At 61.8% G+C, this 17,050-nt stretch carries 16 protein-coding genes; 6 read left to right on the forward strand and 10 right to left on the reverse strand.

Annotated elements, in window-relative coordinates; genetic code table 11:
- Positions 1–6 precede the first annotated feature (6 nt).
- From miaA to K5Y35_RS04800, 5 genes are read right to left on the reverse strand one after another with little or no spacing between them, the layout of a single operon-like run.
- Positions 7–978, reverse strand: a complete 972-nt coding sequence (miaA, locus tag K5Y35_RS04780; protein WP_186748569.1) for a tRNA (adenosine(37)-N6)-dimethylallyltransferase MiaA — start codon at positions 976–978, stop codon at positions 7–9.
- A complete protein-coding gene (gene mutL / locus K5Y35_RS04785) occupies positions 978–2,888 on the reverse strand; it encodes a DNA mismatch repair endonuclease MutL (RefSeq protein WP_222833782.1) in 1,911 nt (636 codons plus the stop codon). The genes miaA and mutL overlap by 1 nt, the downstream gene beginning before the upstream one ends.
- Complete coding sequence (locus tag K5Y35_RS04790; RefSeq protein ID WP_123470904.1) at positions 2,885–4,315, reverse strand: N-acetylmuramoyl-L-alanine amidase; 1,431 nt, start codon at positions 4,313–4,315, stop codon at positions 2,885–2,887. Before K5Y35_RS04790 ends, mutL begins: the two co-directional genes overlap by 4 nt.
- On the reverse strand, positions 4,316–4,786 hold the full coding sequence (gene tsaE / locus K5Y35_RS04795; protein ID WP_007967425.1) for a tRNA (adenosine(37)-N6)-threonylcarbamoyltransferase complex ATPase subunit type 1 TsaE: 471 nt from the start codon (positions 4,784–4,786) through the stop codon (positions 4,316–4,318).
- Positions 4,774–6,273 (reverse strand): NAD(P)H-hydrate dehydratase, encoded by a 1,500-nt coding sequence (locus K5Y35_RS04800; protein WP_222833783.1) that lies wholly within the window; start codon positions 6,271–6,273, stop codon positions 4,774–4,776. The genes tsaE and K5Y35_RS04800 overlap by 13 nt, the downstream gene beginning before the upstream one ends.
- Before the next feature lie 63 nt (positions 6,274–6,336).
- Here K5Y35_RS04800 and queG point away from each other — a divergent pair, with 63 nt between their 5' ends.
- On the forward strand, positions 6,337–7,401 hold the full coding sequence (gene queG, locus K5Y35_RS04805; protein WP_123470900.1) for a tRNA epoxyqueuosine(34) reductase QueG: 1,065 nt from the start codon (positions 6,337–6,339) through the stop codon (positions 7,399–7,401).
- A gap of 101 nt (positions 7,402–7,502) precedes the next feature.
- Here the strand turns inward: queG and K5Y35_RS04810 are convergent, their stop codons facing one another.
- Positions 7,503–8,114, reverse strand: coding sequence for a trimeric intracellular cation channel family protein (locus K5Y35_RS04810; protein WP_123470899.1), 612 nt, complete (start codon positions 8,112–8,114; stop codon positions 7,503–7,505).
- 246 nt (positions 8,115–8,360) lie between these two features.
- Complete coding sequence (gene orn / locus K5Y35_RS04815) at positions 8,361–8,903, reverse strand: oligoribonuclease (protein ID WP_003221098.1); 543 nt, start codon at positions 8,901–8,903, stop codon at positions 8,361–8,363.
- Between the two features lie 107 nt (positions 8,904–9,010).
- Between orn and rsgA the strand changes: the two genes are divergently transcribed.
- The 4 genes from rsgA (at position 9,011) to K5Y35_RS04835 (ending at position 12,115) form a co-directional block, all read left to right on the forward strand.
- Positions 9,011–10,042: a small ribosomal subunit biogenesis GTPase RsgA gene (gene rsgA, locus K5Y35_RS04820; protein ID WP_123470897.1), complete on the forward strand. Its 1,032-nt coding sequence runs from the start codon at positions 9,011–9,013 to the stop codon at positions 10,040–10,042.
- Positions 10,043–10,254: 212 nt separating this feature from the next.
- Complete coding sequence (locus K5Y35_RS04825; protein ID WP_123470896.1) at positions 10,255–10,662, forward strand: TIR domain-containing protein; 408 nt, start codon at positions 10,255–10,257, stop codon at positions 10,660–10,662.
- A 2-nt stretch (positions 10,663–10,664) separates the two neighbouring features.
- The gene (locus K5Y35_RS04830) at positions 10,665–11,624 is read left to right on the forward strand and encodes a caspase domain-containing protein (protein ID WP_222833784.1); all 960 of its coding nucleotides are present in this window, start codon (positions 10,665–10,667) and stop codon (positions 11,622–11,624) included.
- The gene (locus K5Y35_RS04835) at positions 11,624–12,115 is read left to right on the forward strand and encodes a toll/interleukin-1 receptor domain-containing protein (RefSeq protein ID WP_222833785.1); all 492 of its coding nucleotides are present in this window, start codon (positions 11,624–11,626) and stop codon (positions 12,113–12,115) included. Before K5Y35_RS04830 ends, K5Y35_RS04835 begins: the two co-directional genes overlap by 1 nt.
- A 55-nt stretch (positions 12,116–12,170) precedes the next feature.
- Here K5Y35_RS04835 and K5Y35_RS04840 read toward each other — a convergent pair whose 3' ends face one another.
- The 3 genes from K5Y35_RS04840 to motA form a co-directional block, all read right to left on the reverse strand.
- The gene (locus K5Y35_RS04840) at positions 12,171–13,304 is read right to left on the reverse strand and encodes a sterol desaturase family protein (protein WP_123470892.1); all 1,134 of its coding nucleotides are present in this window, start codon (positions 13,302–13,304) and stop codon (positions 12,171–12,173) included.
- Positions 13,305–13,394: 90 nt separating this feature from the next.
- Positions 13,395–14,471, reverse strand: a complete 1,077-nt coding sequence (gene motB / locus K5Y35_RS04845; RefSeq protein ID WP_222833786.1) for a flagellar motor protein MotB — start codon at positions 14,469–14,471, stop codon at positions 13,395–13,397.
- 3 nt (positions 14,472–14,474) lie between these two features.
- Positions 14,475–15,326 (reverse strand): flagellar motor stator protein MotA, encoded by an 852-nt coding sequence (gene motA, locus K5Y35_RS04850; protein WP_123470887.1) that lies wholly within the window; start codon positions 15,324–15,326, stop codon positions 14,475–14,477.
- 166 nt (positions 15,327–15,492) lie between these two features.
- Here motA and K5Y35_RS04855 point away from each other — a divergent pair, with 166 nt between their 5' ends.
- Entirely contained in the window at positions 15,493–17,031 is a 1,539-nt protein-coding gene (locus K5Y35_RS04855) for an HDOD domain-containing protein (protein WP_222833787.1), read from the forward strand.
- Positions 17,032–17,050 lie beyond the last annotated feature (19 nt).

Here is a 17,050-nt window from a genome sequence, read left to right on the forward strand (position 1 = left end):
AAGGACTCAGCTCAATATGGAGATGGTCCCGAGGTATTTCAAGGCGCGTGGCAGATTGTCGCAATCAAGACTGTCCAGCCAGTGTAAATCTTCCCAGCTGCGCAGCCAGGTGAACTGGCGTTTGGCCAATTGGCGCGTGGCGATGATGCCGCGCTCCTGCATTTCGGCCAACGTCAGCTTGCCATCCAGGTAATCCCAGACTTGGCGGTAACCTACTGCACGTATAGACGGCAACCCTGAATGCAGGTCACTTCTTTTACGCAGGGCTACGACCTCGTCGATGAATCCCTGTTCCAACATATTTGTGAATCTTTGTTTAATGCGCTCGTGCAATACCTGACGGTTTGCCGGAGCAATCGCCAAGTTCGCGACAGTATAGGGCAATTGTTGCAGTCCCGAAGCGGCGGCTTCAGTACTTTGCGCAGATTGTTGCTGACGCAGGGCAGTCATGCTCTGACCGCTGACCCGATAAACTTCCAGCGCCCGACTCAAGCGCTGCGGATCGTTCGGATGAATCCGCGCTGCCGAGACCGGGTCGATGACCGCCAACTGATCGTGCAGGGCCTGCCAGCCAAGGCGTGCAGCCTCTTCCTCGATCTGCGCACGAACCCCGGGATCGGCCGCCGGCATGTCCGCCAGACCTTCGACCAAAGCCTTGTAATAGAGCATCGTGCCGCCCACCAGCAGCGGAATTTTCCCCCGTGCGGTGATCTCGGCCATGGCTTGCAGGGCATCGCGACGAAAATCGGCAGCGGAATAGGCTTCACTCGGATCGAGAATGTCGATCAAGCGATGGGGAAATTCGGCCAGAAGCTCTTTCGACGGCTTGGCGGTGCCGATGTCCATGCCACGATAGACCAGCGCCGAATCGACACTGATCAGCTCGCACGGCAGCACCTTGGTCAGTTCGATGGCCAGGTCGGTCTTGCCCGCAGCGGTCGGGCCCATCAGGAAAATTGCTGGAGGGAGCTGGCTCATCAACGACCGCGCAGGAACAGTTTGTCCAGATCGTCCAGGCCCAGTTGGGTCCAGGTCGGTCGGCCATGGTTGCATTGACCGCTACGCTCGGTGTTTTCCATGTCGCGCAGCAGGCCGTTCATTTCCGGCAGGGCCAGACGCCGGTTGGCGCGGATCGCGCCGTGGCAGGCCATGGTGCCGAGCAGTTCGTTGAGGTGCGCCTGAATCCGGTCGCTGGTGCCGTACTCCATCAAATCCGACAGCACGTCGCCGACCAGGCGGTTGGCTTCGGCCTGTTTGAGCAACGCGGGGATCTGGCGGATGGCCAATGTTTCCGGGCCGAGACGCTGTAGCTCGAAACCGAGGCGCTGGAACCACGCGGCGTGCTCTTCAGCGCAATCGGCCTCACGCTGACTCACCGCCAGCGATTCCGGCACCAGCAACGGCTGGCCGCTGAGGCCTTCGCTGGCCATGGCAATTTTCAGGCGTTCGTACATGATCCGCTCGTGGGCGGCATGCATGTCCACCAGCACCAGACCCTGGGCGTTCTCGGACAGGATGTAGATGCCTTTGAGCTGCGCCAGCGCGTAACCCAGTGGCGGAATGTCCTCCTGACCGGCCGGCAGCGCGTTGGCATTGGCCTCGGGCAGCGGCGCGAAAAACTCACGGTACGCTGCTTGAGCTTCGGCGGCTGGCGGCACCGCCGATTGCGGCCGCGGCGTGTACTGATACTGATAAGCGCCGCCAGCACTGGCGCCAGTCGAGGTATTGAACGCCGGTTGCGCCTGTGGCTGCTCGAGCAGCGCATTGGCCGCCAGACGCATTTCACCCTGCGGACCGAACTCGCCAGCCTCGATACCGGTTGGCCGCACGACAGCGGTCGTCACGGAACCGGCCAACTGATCCTCAGGGCGCACATCGCCCAGTGCGCGGTGCAGCGTGCCGTAAAGGAAGTCATGCACCATGCGCCCGTCACGGAAGCGCACTTCGTGCTTGGTCGGGTGGACGTTGACGTCGACCGCGGCCGGATCAACCTCGAAAAACAGCGCGAAGGTCGGATGCCGGCCGTTGAACAGCACGTCGCGATAGGCCTGGCGCACCGCGTGGGCCACCAGCTTGTCGCGTACCGCGCGGCCATTCACAAAAAAATACTGCAAATCCGCCTGGCTGCGGTTGAACGTCGGCAAACCGACCCAGCCCCACAAGTGCAGGCCATTGCGTTCAATTTCGATCGGCAAGGCCTGCTCAAGGAAGCCCGAACCGCAGATCGCCGCCACACGCCGGGCGCGGGCCGCATCATCGTGAGCCTCGTGCAGACTGAGGATGGTCTTGCCATTGTGGCGCAGGTGGAAGGCCACGTCGAAACGCGCCAGCGCCAGACGCTTGATCACTTCTTGCAGGTGATCGAATTCGGTTTTTTCGGTCTTGAGGAATTTGCGCCGCGCCGGGGTGTTGAAGAACAGATCGCGCACCTCCACCGACGTACCGACCGGATGTGCCGCGGGCTGAACGCGAGGCGCCATGTCGCGACCCTCGGTCTCGACCTGCCACGCCTGGTCGGCATCGCGGGTGCGCGAGGTCAGGGTCAGGCGCGCCACAGAGCTGATCGACGCCAGGGCCTCACCGCGGAACCCCAGGCTCATCACCTGCTCGAGGTCTTCGAGGTTGCGGATCTTACTGGTGGCGTGACGGGCCAGCGCCAGCGGCAGGTCATCGGCAGAAATGCCGCTGCCGTCGTCGCGCACCCGCAGCAGCTTGACGCCACCCTGCTCGACGTCGACGTCGATGCGTTTGGCACCGGAATCGAGGCTGTTTTCCAGCAGTTCCTTGATCACCGAGGCCGGGCGCTCGACCACCTCACCGGCGGCGATCTGGTTCGCCAGCCGTGGGCTGAGCAGTTCGATGCGGGCAGTGTTCAGCACCTGGCTCATTCTTTGGACGCCAGTTCGGTGCCAGGAATGGTCAGGTGCTGACCGACTTTCAGCTCGTCGCTGCTGAGGTTGTTGGCGCTGCGCAGGGTCGCGGGCGACACCTGGTAACGCACCGCAATCATCGCCAGCGTCTCGCCCGGACTCACGCGGTGATCGCGCGGGCCTTGGGCGATCTTGCCGGAGTCACGCAGCCAGGCAATGTAAGTGCCCGGTGGCGGGTTTTGCTGGAAGAACTGGCGTACACCGCTGCTGATCGAACGGGCCAGCGCCTGCTGGTGGCTCGATGCCGAGAGTTTGTTCGCTTCGTTGGCGTTGGAGATGAAGCCGGTTTCGACCAGGATCGACGGGATGTCCGGCGACTTCAGCACCATGAACCCGGCCTGTTCCACACGCTGCTTGTGCAGCGGCGTCACCCGGCCGATGTTGGTCAGGACTTTCTGACCGACGTTGAGACTGGAAGTCAGCGACGCGGTCATCGACAGGTCGAGCAGCACACCGGCGAGCATGCGGTCCTTGTCGTCGAGGCTGACGTTGCCGGCGCCGCCGATCAGGTCGGAACGGTTTTCGCTGTCGGCCAGCCAGCGGGCGGTCTCCGACGTGGCACCGCGATCGGACAAGGCAAACACCGACGCACCGAAGGCGGCCGCCGACGGCGCGGCGTCAGCGTGGATCGAGACGAACAGGTCAGCACCCTTCTTGCGCGCGATTTCAGTACGGCCACGCAGCGGGATGAAGTAGTCGCCAGTACGGGTCAATTCGGCGCGGAAGCCTTTCATGCCGTTAACCTGACGTTGCAGTTCGCGAGCGATCTGCAGCACCACGTCTTTCTCACGCTGGCCGCGCGAGCCGGACGCGCCCGGGTCTTCGCCGCCGTGGCCGGCGTCGATCACCACGATGATGTCGCGTTTGCCGGCCGGCGCTGGCGGTAACTTGATGGCGGGTTCCGCAGGCGTGACCGGTACCGCAGGCACCGTCGCCACTTGCGGCGCTGGCGCAGGCGGCGGAGCGGCATCGGCCGGGTTGTCGAACAGGTCGACCACCAGACGGTTGCCGTATTGCGCGTTCGGCGCCAGCGAGAAGCTTTTCGGGGTGACGGCTTTTTTCAGGTCGATGACCACCCGCAGGTCGGTCGGCGTGCGCTGGGCCGAGCGCATCGCAGTGATCGGTGTATTCGCAGTTGAGACTTTCAACGGCGCGCCGAGGGTGGCGCCGTTAATGTCGATCACCAGCCGGTCCGGTGCGGTCAGGGTAAAGACGCTGTGCTGCACCGGGCCGCTGAGGTCGAAGACCAGCCGCGTGTTGTCCGGCGCCCGCCACAGGCGCACGCTGTTGACCTTTGTCTCGGCCACAGCGTTGACGGTTACTGCCATCAACATCAGTCCAGCGGCAGCCACCAACGCGCGAAAGCGCATACCTAACCCCATCATTTAATTGGATTCCAATGCCAAAGCGGCACACCAGGCCTCGCCACGCGAGCCTTGGGATAAAATTTTCAGCGAACGCCCGCTGTCTTGCGGGCTAATGGTAATGGTCAGGTCAGGCTTTGGCAAAAAGCCTGCACCTTTATCGGGCCACTCGATCAGGCACAGCGCATCGTCTTCGAAATAGTCGCGGATGCCGAGAAACTCCAGCTCCTCCGGATCGACCAGGCGATACAGGTCGAAGTGGAAGGCACGGACGTCACCGATCTCGTAGGGTTCGACCAGGGTAAAGGTCGGACTTTTCACCGCCCCGACATGCCCCAGGCCACGAATGATGCCCCGCGACAGGGTGGTTTTGCCCATGCCCAGATTGCCTTCGAGAAAAATCAGGCCGTGGCCCTGGGTCACGCGGGCGATCCGTGCGCCAAAGTCGCTCATGGCCTGTTCATCGGCCAGGTACAGGGTTACTTCAGACACGGTGCATGCTCCTCCAACAACTGACGAATGGCTGGAATCAAATCACTGGCCGCCAGCCCACGGCCCAATTTTCCTTGCTGCATGCCGGCATTGGCGTGCAGCCAGACGGCCAGGCACGCCGCATCGAAGCCGTCCATGCCTTGCGCCAGCAGCGCACCGGTCACCCCCGCGAGCACATCGCCGAGGCCGGCGCTGGCCATGGCCGGATGGCCCTGATGACACAGCGCCAGACGCCCGTCGGGATGGGCGATCAAACTGCCGGCGCCTTTGAGGACGACGACGGCTGAGTATTTCTTGCTCAGCGTCCGCGCCGCCGCCAGACGATCGGCCTGCACATCGGCGGTACTGATCCCCAACAAACGCGCGGCCTCACCCGGATGCGGGGTGATCACGCACTCCTTGGGCAGACGGACAAATCCGCCGGCGAGCAGATTCAATGCATCGGCGTCCCATACTTGCGGCAACGGCGCATTCGCTGCGGCCGACAACAACGCCCGCCCCCAACTCGCCTGCCCCAGCCCCGGCCCGACCACCAGCACCGAAACTTTCTCGAGCAAGCCCATCAACTGATTGGCCGATGAAGCGCCCAAAGCCATGGCCTCCGGCACACGGGTCAGCGCCGCCGGGACATGCTCCGGGCGCGTCGCCAGCGAGACCATGCCTGCGCCACTGCGCAAGGCGGTTTCGGTACTGAGCAGGATCGCCCCGCCAAAGCCATGATCGCCACCGATCAGCAACACATGACCGAAGCGACCCTTGTGGGAGGTTGGGGCACGTGCCGGCAACCGCGGCAGATTAGCCGCGTTGAGCCGGCAAGCCGCGACCGGAATGTCACGGTAGGTTTCAGGTGTAGCCTGCAGACCGCTGAACACCAACTCGCCGACACAATCTGCCGCGTCACCGGTGAACAATCCCGGCTTCAGACCAATGAACGTCACTGTAAGGTCAGCACGCACCGCAAGCCCCAGCTCTCGCCCGTTATCGGCACACAACCCGGAAGGAATATCGACCGCCACCACTGGCAGGCCGCAGGCGTTGATCGCGGCAATCGCGGCGGCATAGGGTTCACGCACCTCGCCACTCAAACCGGTACCGAGCAGCGCATCGAGGACCACGCCGCGCAACTCGGCCTGGGCACTCCAGCCCTGCACCGCAACACCTTCGGCCAGTGCCTCGGCATGGGCCAGCGCTGCGTCGCCTTGCAACCGCTGCGGCTCACCGACCGCCAGCACCCGTACCGCCCAACCGGCCCGCTGCGCCAGCACGGCCAGTAAATAGCCGTCGCCAGCATTGTTGCCACGCCCGGCCAGCACGGTCAGTTCCGTGGCTGAGGGCCAGCGCCGCACCAGTGCACGCCAGCACGCATACGCAGCGCGCTGCATCAATTCGAAGCCCGGCGTGCCGGCAGCGATCAGCCGCGCGTCGAGCTCGCGCACCTGGGCGGCGGCGTACAGCGCGTCGGGTAATTCATCTTTCGTGTGCGGCATGCGTCTTCGGGCTCCGATGTCTGGCAGAATTATACGCACCTCAGCTCCGGTTTCTCTCGCCTCATGTCCGCCATCCCCACAGATCTGCCCGCCCTCGCCCAATCGATCAAGGATTGGGGCCGCGAGCTGGGCTTCCAGCAAGTCGGCATCAGTGGCCTGGACCTCGCCGAGCATGAGCAGCACCTGCAACGCTGGCTGGCAGCCGGCTACCACGGCGAAATGGATTACATGGGGGCACATGGCAGTAAACGCTCGCACCCCGAGGAACTCGTCCCGGGCACTTTGCGCGTGGTTTCGCTGCGCATGGACTACCTGCCCGGCGACACGCAAATGGCGCAAATGCTGGCGCAACCGGAGAAGGCTTACGTGTCGCGCTATGCCTTGGGCCGCGATTACCACAAATTGATCCGTAAACGCGTGCAACAATTGGCCGACAAGATCCAGTCCGAGATCGGCCCGTTCGGTTTTCGCGCGTTTGTCGACAGTGCGCCGGTATTGGAAAAAGCCATCGCCGAACAGGCCGGACTGGGCTGGATCGGCAAAAACACGCTGGTGTTGAACCGCAAGGCCGGCAGCTATTTCTTCTTGAGCGAACTGTTCGTCGATCTGCCGCTCCCGGTGGACGAACCCCACAGCACCGAACATTGCGGTCGCTGCACGGCGTGCCTGGACATCTGCCCGACCAACGCTTTCGTCGGCCCCTATGTGCTGGACGCCCGGCGCTGCATCTCTTACCTGACCATCGAACTGAAAAACGCCATCCCCGAAGACCTGCGCCCGCTGATCGGCAACCGCGTGTTCGGCTGCGACGACTGCCAGATCGTCTGCCCGTGGAACCGCTTCGCCCGACCGTCCGGGGAAAGCGACTTCAAGCCACGGCACAATCTGGACAACGCCGAACTGGCCGAGCTGTTTCTGTGGGACGAGGACAAATTCCTCAGCAGCACCGAAGGCTCGCCGCTGCGCCGCGCCGGTTACGAGCGCTGGTTGCGTAATCTGGCCGTGGGCCTGGGCAATGCGCCGTCGAGCATTCCGGTGCTGGAAGCCTTGAAGGCGCGCCGCGATTACCCGTCCGATCTAGTCCGCGAACACGTCGAGTGGGCACTGAAACAGCACGGCCTCGCGTAATCACACAATGTTGGATCTGACGAAGGCTGCGATCTTGTGACTTTGATTTTTACCAGACAAGAGCAAAAGCTCGCAGCCTGCGGCAGCTACAGGGAATCGCGTCAGGGCTGATCGTTATAAACGAACTTGGGCATTTCCCAGTGGAAACGGATCGCCAGCAGTCGTAGCAGGAAACCGCCGAACAAGGTAATCAGGATCGCCTGCTCGCCCGGCACGTTCAGGTACAGACAGAGCATGTAGCACCACGCCGCCGCGAACGAGACGCTGGCATACAGCTCGCGACGGAAGATCAGTGGGATGTCGTTGCAGAAGATGTCGCGCAGGATGCCGCCGAAGACCCCGGTGATCACGCCGCTGACCGAAGCCACCAGCATGCCGTGGCCCATTTCCAGAGCGGTCATGCAGCCAATCAGGGTGAACGCCACCAGGCCCACCGCATCGAGCACCAGGAACAACGAACGCAGATGACGCATCCAGCGGGCGGTGAACACGGTGAGCATCGCTGCCGCCGAGGTCAACACCAGGTATTCCGGGTGTTTGACCCAGGTCAGCGGGTAGTGCCCGAGCAGCACGTCGCGCACCGAGCCGCCACCCAGCGCCGTGACACAGGCGATCAGCACCACACCGAACCAGTCCATGCCGCGCCGTCCGGCAGACAGCGCGCCAGTCATGGCTTCAGCAGTAATGGCAATCAGATAGAGCATCAGCAACATGGCGGCGGTCCAGGCAGGAAGGCGCGCAGTCTAGCCATTTCGGTGCCGCACCAGAAGGGGGCGATGCCATTCCAGATTACTCGGTGAACGCGATACCTGTGGCGAGGGGATTTATCCCCGTTCGGCTGCGCAGCAGTCGCAAAACCTGCACACGCGGTCTCTCCGTTTTAATGCACGGGGATCGCTTCGCAATCCAACGGGGATAAATCCCCTCGCCACAAAAGCCATCACCCACCGAATCCGAAGTCAGAACTTGATGAAGTGCTTGCGGTAGTGCTGCAGCTCGGCAATCGACTCGCGGATGTCGTCCAGCGCCAAGTGGGTGCTGCCCTTCTTGAAACTGTCGCGGACATCCGGCGCCCAGCGTGCGGCCAGCTCTTTGAGCGTGGAGACATCGAGGTTGCGGTAGTGGAAGTAGCTTTCCAGCGCTTTCATGTGGGTATAAAGGAAGCGCCGGTCCTGGCAGATGCTGTTGCCGCAGATCGGCGACTTGCCCTTCGGCACCCACTTCTCCAGGAACGCGATGGTTTCGGCCTCGGCTTCGGCCATGCTGATGCGGCTGTCGCGCACCCGCTGGGTCAGGCCGGAGTTGCCGTGGGTGCGGGTGTTCCACTCGTCCATGCGGGCGAGCACTTCGTCGCTGTGGTGAATGGCGATCACCGGGCCTTCGGCCAGGGTATTGAGGTCACTGTCGGTGACGATGGTGGCCATTTCGATAATGACGTCGTTTTCCGGATCCAGACCGGTCATTTCCAGGTCGATCCAGATCAGGTTCTGCGGGTTTTGCATATTCGGGCTCCTAGGCAATGCTGCGCAGTTTAGCCTAGGCCAGTGCCCGGGCGTGCTAAACTCGCGGCCGTTTTACCTAATCGCTGCATTCTTCAGACGGAACACCCATGGCCAAACGCCAACTCAATCGTCGTCAAAACTGGCGCATCGAAAAGATTCAGGGCGAGCGCGCCGCCCGCGCCGCCAAACGCGAGTCCTCGGCGGTCGAAGCCCTCGAGGGCGGCGACCTCGGCCCTGAGCAACACGGCCTGGTGATCGCCCACTTCGGTGTGCAGGTCGAGGTCGAGGCCGTAGACGGCGAGCTGGCCGGCCAGGTATTCCGTTGCCACCTGCGCGCCAACCTGCCGGCACTGGTGACCGGCGATCGCGTGGTCTGGCGTGCCGGCAACCAGGGCATCGGGGTGATTGTCGCGCAACTGCCGCGCACCACCGAACTGTGCCGTCCGGACAGCCGTGGCCAGCTCAAGCCGGTAGCCGCGAACGTCGACATGATTGTCATCGTCTTCGCGCCGCTGCCCGAGCCGCATGCCAACCTGATCGACCGCTATCTGGTCGCAGCCGAACATGCCGGCATCCGCCCGTTGCTGCTGCTGAACAAATTCGACCTGATCGACGAGCAGAACGCCCCGGCACTCAACGCCCTGCTGGCGGTGTACCGCACGCTGGGTTATCCGGTGCTGGAAGTCTCGGCGCATCACGGCAACGGCATGGAACAGCTGCAACAGCAGCTCGACGGCCGCATCAGCGTGTTCGTCGGCCAGTCCGGTGTCGGCAAGTCGTCGCTGGTCAACAGCCTGCTGCCGGAAGTCGAAACCCGCGTCGGGCCGTTGTCCGAGCTGTCCGGCCAGGGCACGCATACGACAACCACCGCGCGCCTGTTCCACTTCCCCGGTGGCGGTGAGCTGATCGACTCCCCGGGCATCCGTGAATTCGGCCTGGGCCACGTCAGCCGCGCCGACGTTGAAGCCGGTTTCATCGAGTTCAACGACCTGCTCGGCACCTGCCGCTTCCGCGACTGCAAGCATGACCGTGAACCGGGTTGCGCACTGCTCAAGGCCCTGGAAGATGGCCGCGTGCAGCAGCAGCGGATGAACAGCTACCGCTCGATCATCGCCAGCCTGCCGGAAAACGGCTACTAAACACCTGCACCGGCAGCACCTCGCCCGAGGGCTGCCGGATGTCGGACCGCGCCTGACAAATCTCCGATTTCGTTAAACGTCAGACTTTTCTGACGGGCCCGCGCACGCCTGCTTGCAGGACATTTCTCTTTCACCGCCCAACCCTTGTAGGCAAGCTCCAGATGCCTAGATTGGGGTCCTCCTTCGCACCTTTGCGACCTTCGAGGAACCCCATGCAGACCTATCACCTGTTCATCAGCCATTCGTGGAACTACGCCCACGCTCACGACAATCTGGTACGCCTGCTCGGCGCCAAGCCGGATTTCAGTTTCAAGAATTTTTCCGTGCCGCCACATAACCCGATCATGGGCGCGCAGACCGACAAGCAGCTCGAAGAAGCCATCGAAAACAAGATTCGCCCTTGTTCGGCGGTGCTGATCATGGCCGGGATGTATTCGACCTACAGCAAGTGGATCAACAAGGAAATCGAGATCGCCAAACGCATGGGCAAGGTGATCATCGCGATCAAGCCATTCGGCGCCGAGCGCATTTCCACCGTGGTGCGTGAAGCGGCGCACGCCGAATGCGCGTGGAACACCAACAGTATCGTCAGTGCGATTCGCCTGCACACGGCGGTGTAACCATGCGCAAGGGACTGTTTATCGGCATCAACCACTACGCCCATGTCGCTCCTTTGAGCGGTTGTAACAACGACGCAATGGCGATGGCTTCGGTACTGGAGCGCCACGCCAACGGGCGCCCGAACTTCAGCAGCAAAGTGCTGACCTCCTCTGAGGAGAACCTGACGCTCAAACACATGAAACAGCAGATCCAGAGCCTGTTCTCAGGCGACTGTGACGTGGCACTGCTGTACTTCGCCGGTCATGGGCAGTTCGACACCAGCATCGACGAAGGGCTACTGATTCCTCAGGACTACCAGCATGGCGGAGACGGTATCCGCATCAGCGACATTCTGCTGTGGGCTGATCAGGCGTCGCAGATCAAAAACAAAATCATCATTCTCGATTGCTGCCAGGCCGGAGCAGCGGGTGCGATGCGCAATTTACGCGGCGGCAGCAGTGTGATCGGCGAAGGCATGACCATTCTCACCGCCTGCAAAAAAGAACAGTCCGCCCTCGAAAGTCGCGGCCACGGTGTGTTCACGGATCTGTTGCTGCAAGCGCTGCATGGTGGCGCCGCCAACGTGCTCGGCAAGGTCACCCCCGGTAGCGTCTATTCGTTTGTCGACAATGCGCTGGGAGCCTGGGAACAGCGTCCGGTATTCAAGACCAACGTGTCGCAGTTCGTGCCACTGCGCGAAGTGGCACCGCTGATTGCCGAGGAAACCCTACGCAAACTCAAGGACTGGTTCCCCGAGCCGAGTTTCGTCTTCAGGCTCGACCCCAGCTACGAGCCCACCGAAGCGCTGTTCGACCCCGAGCACGGCGACATCTTCAAGCAACTGCAAATGTGCAATCGCCACAGCCTGATAGAACCGGTGGGCGCCGAACACATGTATTACGCGGCCATCAACTCCACCGGCTGCCGCCTCACCGCCCTCGGTGCCTACTACCGCGAACTCGCCCTAAAAGGACACTTCTGATGCCCGTATTCATCAGTTACCGCCACATGGATCGTCCACAGGCCATGGCCATCAATAGCCAATTGATGCAGGCCAACATCAAGACCTACCTCGACGTGCTCGACCCGGAATCGCAGACCACCGACGACATCACCGGGGTCATCACGCGCAACATCACCGAATGCACGCACCTACTGGCAGTGGTGTCAGAGAAAACCGCATTGTCGTGGTGGGTGCCGTTCGAAATCGGCGAGGCGACGATCAGCAATCGGCGGATCTGCTCATTCAAGACCGGCCCCACGCAATTGCCGGCTTATCTGGATAAGTGGCCGAAGCTGAGCACACCGGCCGATGTGGATTTCTTCATCGACGCTTATCGCAGCGAAGGAACAATCAAGCGCTCGATGACGCTCGACTCGGTGACCGGCAATCAATCGACACGCAGCGCCAACAAGACCAATGCCGAGATGTTCCATGAGGGATTGAAGAACCGTATCCGGCGCGGCTTCTAACCCCACCAGACACAAAAAAGCCCCGAACATTCGGGGCTTTTGCTGTCCACCTGGCCTACTTCGGCTCAGGCTTGCGAAACGCATACAGATGCTGCCGCACGATCCCGCCCGGCAGCTCCTTGCCAAATACGCCATAACGCACCGGCCACTCTTTCGGCGGCAGCTTGAACGTGCCGAACAGCATGTCCACCAACGGCGTGTGGATCGCGTAGTTCTTGTAGATGTAGTCCTTGTGCCGGGCATGGTGCCAGTGGTGATAACGCGGCAGGACGATCAGGTAGTTCAGCCAGCCACCATTGATTCGCACGTTGGCGTGGGCAAGTACCGCTTGAACACCGACCAGAATCACGTAGGCATTCAACGCCTGAGGCGCGAACCCCAGCAGCATCAGCGGCACCAGTACGCCGGTGCGCGTCAGCAGGATTTCGATGAAGTGCACGCGCGAACCGGCAAGCCAGTCCATGTGGGTGCTGGAGTGATGCACCGCGTGGATACGCCACAGAAATGGCACCACATGGTAGAGACGATGCAGCCAATACTGGCCGAGATCCGCCACCAGCACCGCGAGCAGGAACTGCACCACCAGTGGCAGGCTCTGGACGCTGGCCTGCAACCCCGGCGACACCGCCCAACCGGCGATGTAACCCGACGAGGCGGTGATGAAAATCAGGATGAACTGCACCAGCATGTGGCTGACGAAAAAATAGGTCAGGTCGGTGCGCCAGTGCGGGCGCAGGATGTTTTGCTCGGGGTCCTTGGAATAGAGCTTTTCCAAAGGAATGAAGACGATCGCCGACACCAGCAGCGCCAGCACGAACCAGTCCAGACCCAACGAGTAAGGGGTCTGCCCGATTTCGCTGACTTGCACGTTGGTGCCGCCGAGGAACACCGCCAGCCCCGATGCGACCAGCCCGGTAATCCCCAGGCGCTTGCGCTTGTTGAGCAGGATGTTCAGGGTGCCGAGGCTGAACGACAGCACCAGCCCGAGCAACAGCGTGGTGCGTGCGAACTGCTCGTCGTAGACCTTGCGCAGTTCGGCGGTGGTCAGCCATTCAGGAAACAGGAAACAGAGCACCGCCAGCAGGCTCAACAGCCCGAGGGTGGCTGAAATATAGCCACTGACCCGCCCCTCACCAAATTTGAAGGGTGCGTTGCCGTGCCGTTGAAAATAGGCTTTGAGTCTTTCCATAACTGATCTTCCGTGAATGCGATAACTGCGACTGCTCATTGCGACGCAGGCAGAAACCAAAAAGCCACGGTGGCCGTGGCTTATTGTCGGTTACTGCTTCGGCGCGACAGCCGGTGCAGTGGCCGGTGGCGCAGCGGGTGCCGGCGGCGCAGTTCCCGGCGCGGCCGGTTTCGGCGCGGCGTCGTCGAACAGGTTGAGCCGTTCGCGCAGTTCGTGCGCCGGCACCGGTTGCTGATCCGCCGGCAGCGCGTTCGGATCGACCGGTGTCGCCGGAGCGTTACCGTTCTGGCTGTCATCCGCCGGTTTGGTCGGATCGGCACCTTGCGCACCTTCGATGGCTGCCTGAGCCTTCTTGGTCAGGACCACAATGTCGATGCGACGGTTGACCGGGTTGAACGGGTTTTCCTTGTCGAACAATGCCGACGAGGCATAACCCACCACCCGCGCCACCTGCGACTCCGGATAGCTACCGGCAACCAAGGCACGCCGGGCGGCGTTGGCGCGGTTGGCCGAGAGCTCCCAGTTACCGAAATCGCCGGTGCCGGTGTACGGCTTGGCGTCGGTGTGGCCGCTGATGCTGATCTTGTTCGGCACCGCTTTGATGGTGTCGGCCATGGCCAGCAGGATGTCTTCGAAGTACGGCTTCAGACGCGCCGAGCCCGAGTCGAACATCGGCCGGTTTTCGGCGTCCATGATCTGGATGCGCAAGCCGTTCGGAGTGATCTCGAACAGGATCTGATCCTTGAACTTCTGCAGTTGCGGGTTCTCGTCGACCTTGTTCTGCAGTTCTTGCAGCAACAGCTCCAGGCGTTCTTTCTCGACCTGCTCGGCCATGCCTTCGACCTGCTCGGTGTCGACCGTGACCTTGTCCGGTTGCGGCTGCGACTTCACTTCGGGGTTGAGGGTGTTTTCCGGCGCGAGAGTCGGCGTGCCGCCCAGATCAATGATGTATGGCGTGCCGCTTTCGGAGAAGCCGACCGGGTCCTTGAAGTAACCGGCGATGGCGATCTTCTGTTCCGGTGTGGCGGTGGACAGCAGCCACAACACCAGGAAGAACGCCATCATCGCCGTGGCGAAGTCGGCGAAGGCGATTTTCCACGCCCCGCCGTGATGCCCGCCGGCGATGCGCTTGACGCGCTTGATGATTATCGGCTGGTTATTTTCCATGACTTAACGACCGCGAACGGCTTGTTCCAGCTCGGCAAAGCTTGGACGGTGGGCCGGGTACAGCACCTTGCGACCAAACTCGACCGCCAGCGATGGCGGCATGCCGGAAGCGGAGGCCACCAGCGAGGCTTTGATCGCTTCATAGACGTTCAACTCTTCCTTGGCATCGTGAGCCAGGGAGTGCGCCAACGGACCGAAGAAACCGTAGGCCGCGAGAATACCGAAGAAGGTACCGACCAGTGCCGCACCTACGTGCAGACCGATGGATTTCTGATCGCCTTCACCCAGCGAAGCCATGGTCACCACGATACCCAGTACCGCCGCGACGATACCGAAACCCGGCATGGCGTCGGCAATGCCGTTCACCGCATGGGATGGATGCTCGAGGTCTTCTTTCAGGCTGTACAGCTCCATGTCGAACAAGCCTTCCAGCTCGTGCGGCGCCATGTTGCCGGAGGACATGATGCGCAGGTAATCGCAGATGAACGCGGTCATGCGCTCGTCTTTGAGCACGGCCGGGTACTTGGCGAAGATCGGGCTCGCGGCGGCGTCTTCGATGTCGCCCTCGATGGCCATCATGCCTTCGCGGCGGCTCTTGTTGAGGATCTCGTAGATCAGGCCCAGCACTTCCAGATAGAACGTGTGGCTGAAACGCGAACTGAACATGCTCAGGGATTTCTTGAGCACGTGCATCGTCATGTAACTGGGGTTGGCCTGCAGGAATGCACCGAGGGCCGCACCACCGATGATCATCACCTCGAAGGGCTGGATCAGGGCGGCAATTTTGCCGTGGGAGAGCACGTATCCGCCGAGCACGCTCGCGAATACGACGATGATGCCGATAATTTTAGCCATAGGTAGAAAGTACTTATTTAAGTCGGGTTCAAGGTCATATTCGGAAGTTAAAAAATCTCTTCTTCTACTTATCGGCAAAACTGCGCCAGACTATAGCCAGTTCAGGCGAAAAGCCAATTTAGCCCATGCCGGGCGCGTCTACAGTCAGTGAAGATCTCGTCCAGACATGGCTAATGAAACGAACGTCCCACACGCAAAACCGACCACCCTCGAGGGCTGGGTAAAGTTGCTCGATGGCGTGCTCCTGCCCGTGCCGCAAGAGGCTCACGACAAAGTGTGCCGCGCGATCCGTGACAACCGCAGCTCGCTACGCGACATCGCCGAGCTGATGCAGGACAGCCCGGCGCTGGCCTTGAGCATCATCCGTGAGGCGAATCGTCACACCCATGGCACCATGTCCGCACCGGCGGAAAACCTCGAGGTGGCGATCAACCGTCTGGGTCTGGCGCGCACCGAAGAACTGCTGGCGCGCCTGCCGGCCCAACCGCAGATGCAGATCCCCAAGGCCCTGCGCCAACTGCAAATGATCAGCCAGCACGCCACGCAACAGGCCAATGGTTTTTTCGCCAGCCGCCTGGCGCGACTGTGGCAGGACATCCATTGGGGCAGCCTGTTGTTTCTCTCGCCGTTATGGCCACTGGCACTGACGTTTCCCGAGTTGCTCGAAGAATGGGAATTGCGGGTGATCCACAAGGGCGAATCGGCTCCGGTGGTCGAGAAGCAACTGTTTGGCGTGCGCCTGCTGAAGATCGCCGAGGCGCTGGTGCAAGTCTGGCACCTGCCGATCTGGGTGCAGCAAGGCTATAAATTGCTGCTCAGCGAACAGCGCGAACTGGTCAAAGTGCTGCGCATCGCCCGCGACAGCGAACACCCGTTGCGCCAGCAGAATCGCCTGGATGACGATCCGACCCTGCGTCGCTGGCTCAATCAGCCGGCCAACACCGTGCTGCTGGCCAACGGTCTGGCGTTATCGGCGCAACAGGCCTGGGACAGTCCGCACAGTGAGCGCTGGCAGTACCTGACCAGCCTGTATCTGCAAATCTCGATGGATGAAGTGCAACAGCAATTGCACCAACAAGCCGCCAACAGCGCACGCCACCATGCAATGCCGGACCTGTGGCACCCGGCGGTGTCGCTGTTGTGGCCGTGGGGCACGCACCGTTTGCCGGCGGGCATGCTGCCTGCCGCCGCGCCGTCCGCTGAAGACCTGAGCCAGTGGCGCCGGCAATGTGCCGAATTGCTCGCCGAACCGAGCCGCTTCACCAATGCCATGAGCCTGACAGTCGCTGCCCGCGATGCTCTGGTCGCCAGCGGCATGCGCCGGGTGATGATCCTGATGGCCGATCGCACGCAGTCCAATCTGCGCGTGCACCAGACTTTCGGTTTGCCGAAAGACGCCGCCGCGCTGAATTTCGTTGTCAGCCAGAGCAAGGTGTTGCAGCGCCTGCTGGCGCAGCAGGCACAGGTGCGGATCAACCCCGAGAACAATGCACAATTTTCCGCGTTGTTGCCGCCGGGCCTGCGCTCGCTGTTTCGCGGCGAACATTTGTTCCTGCGCTCACTGGTCAACAATGGCCGGGTGATCATGATCGTCGTGGCCGACCAAGGCGGCGGGCCGTTCGCCGACATCACCGTGCAGGCGTTCGGCAAAACCGCGCAGTGCATCGAAAAAGCCCTGCACAGCTTTAGCAGCCGTGGCCGATGAGGCTGCGCTACAATCCCCC

This window comes from Pseudomonas sp. SC3(2021) (assembly GCF_019856535.1).
Classification (GTDB): Bacteria; Pseudomonadota; Gammaproteobacteria; order Pseudomonadales; family Pseudomonadaceae; genus Aquipseudomonas; species Aquipseudomonas monsensis.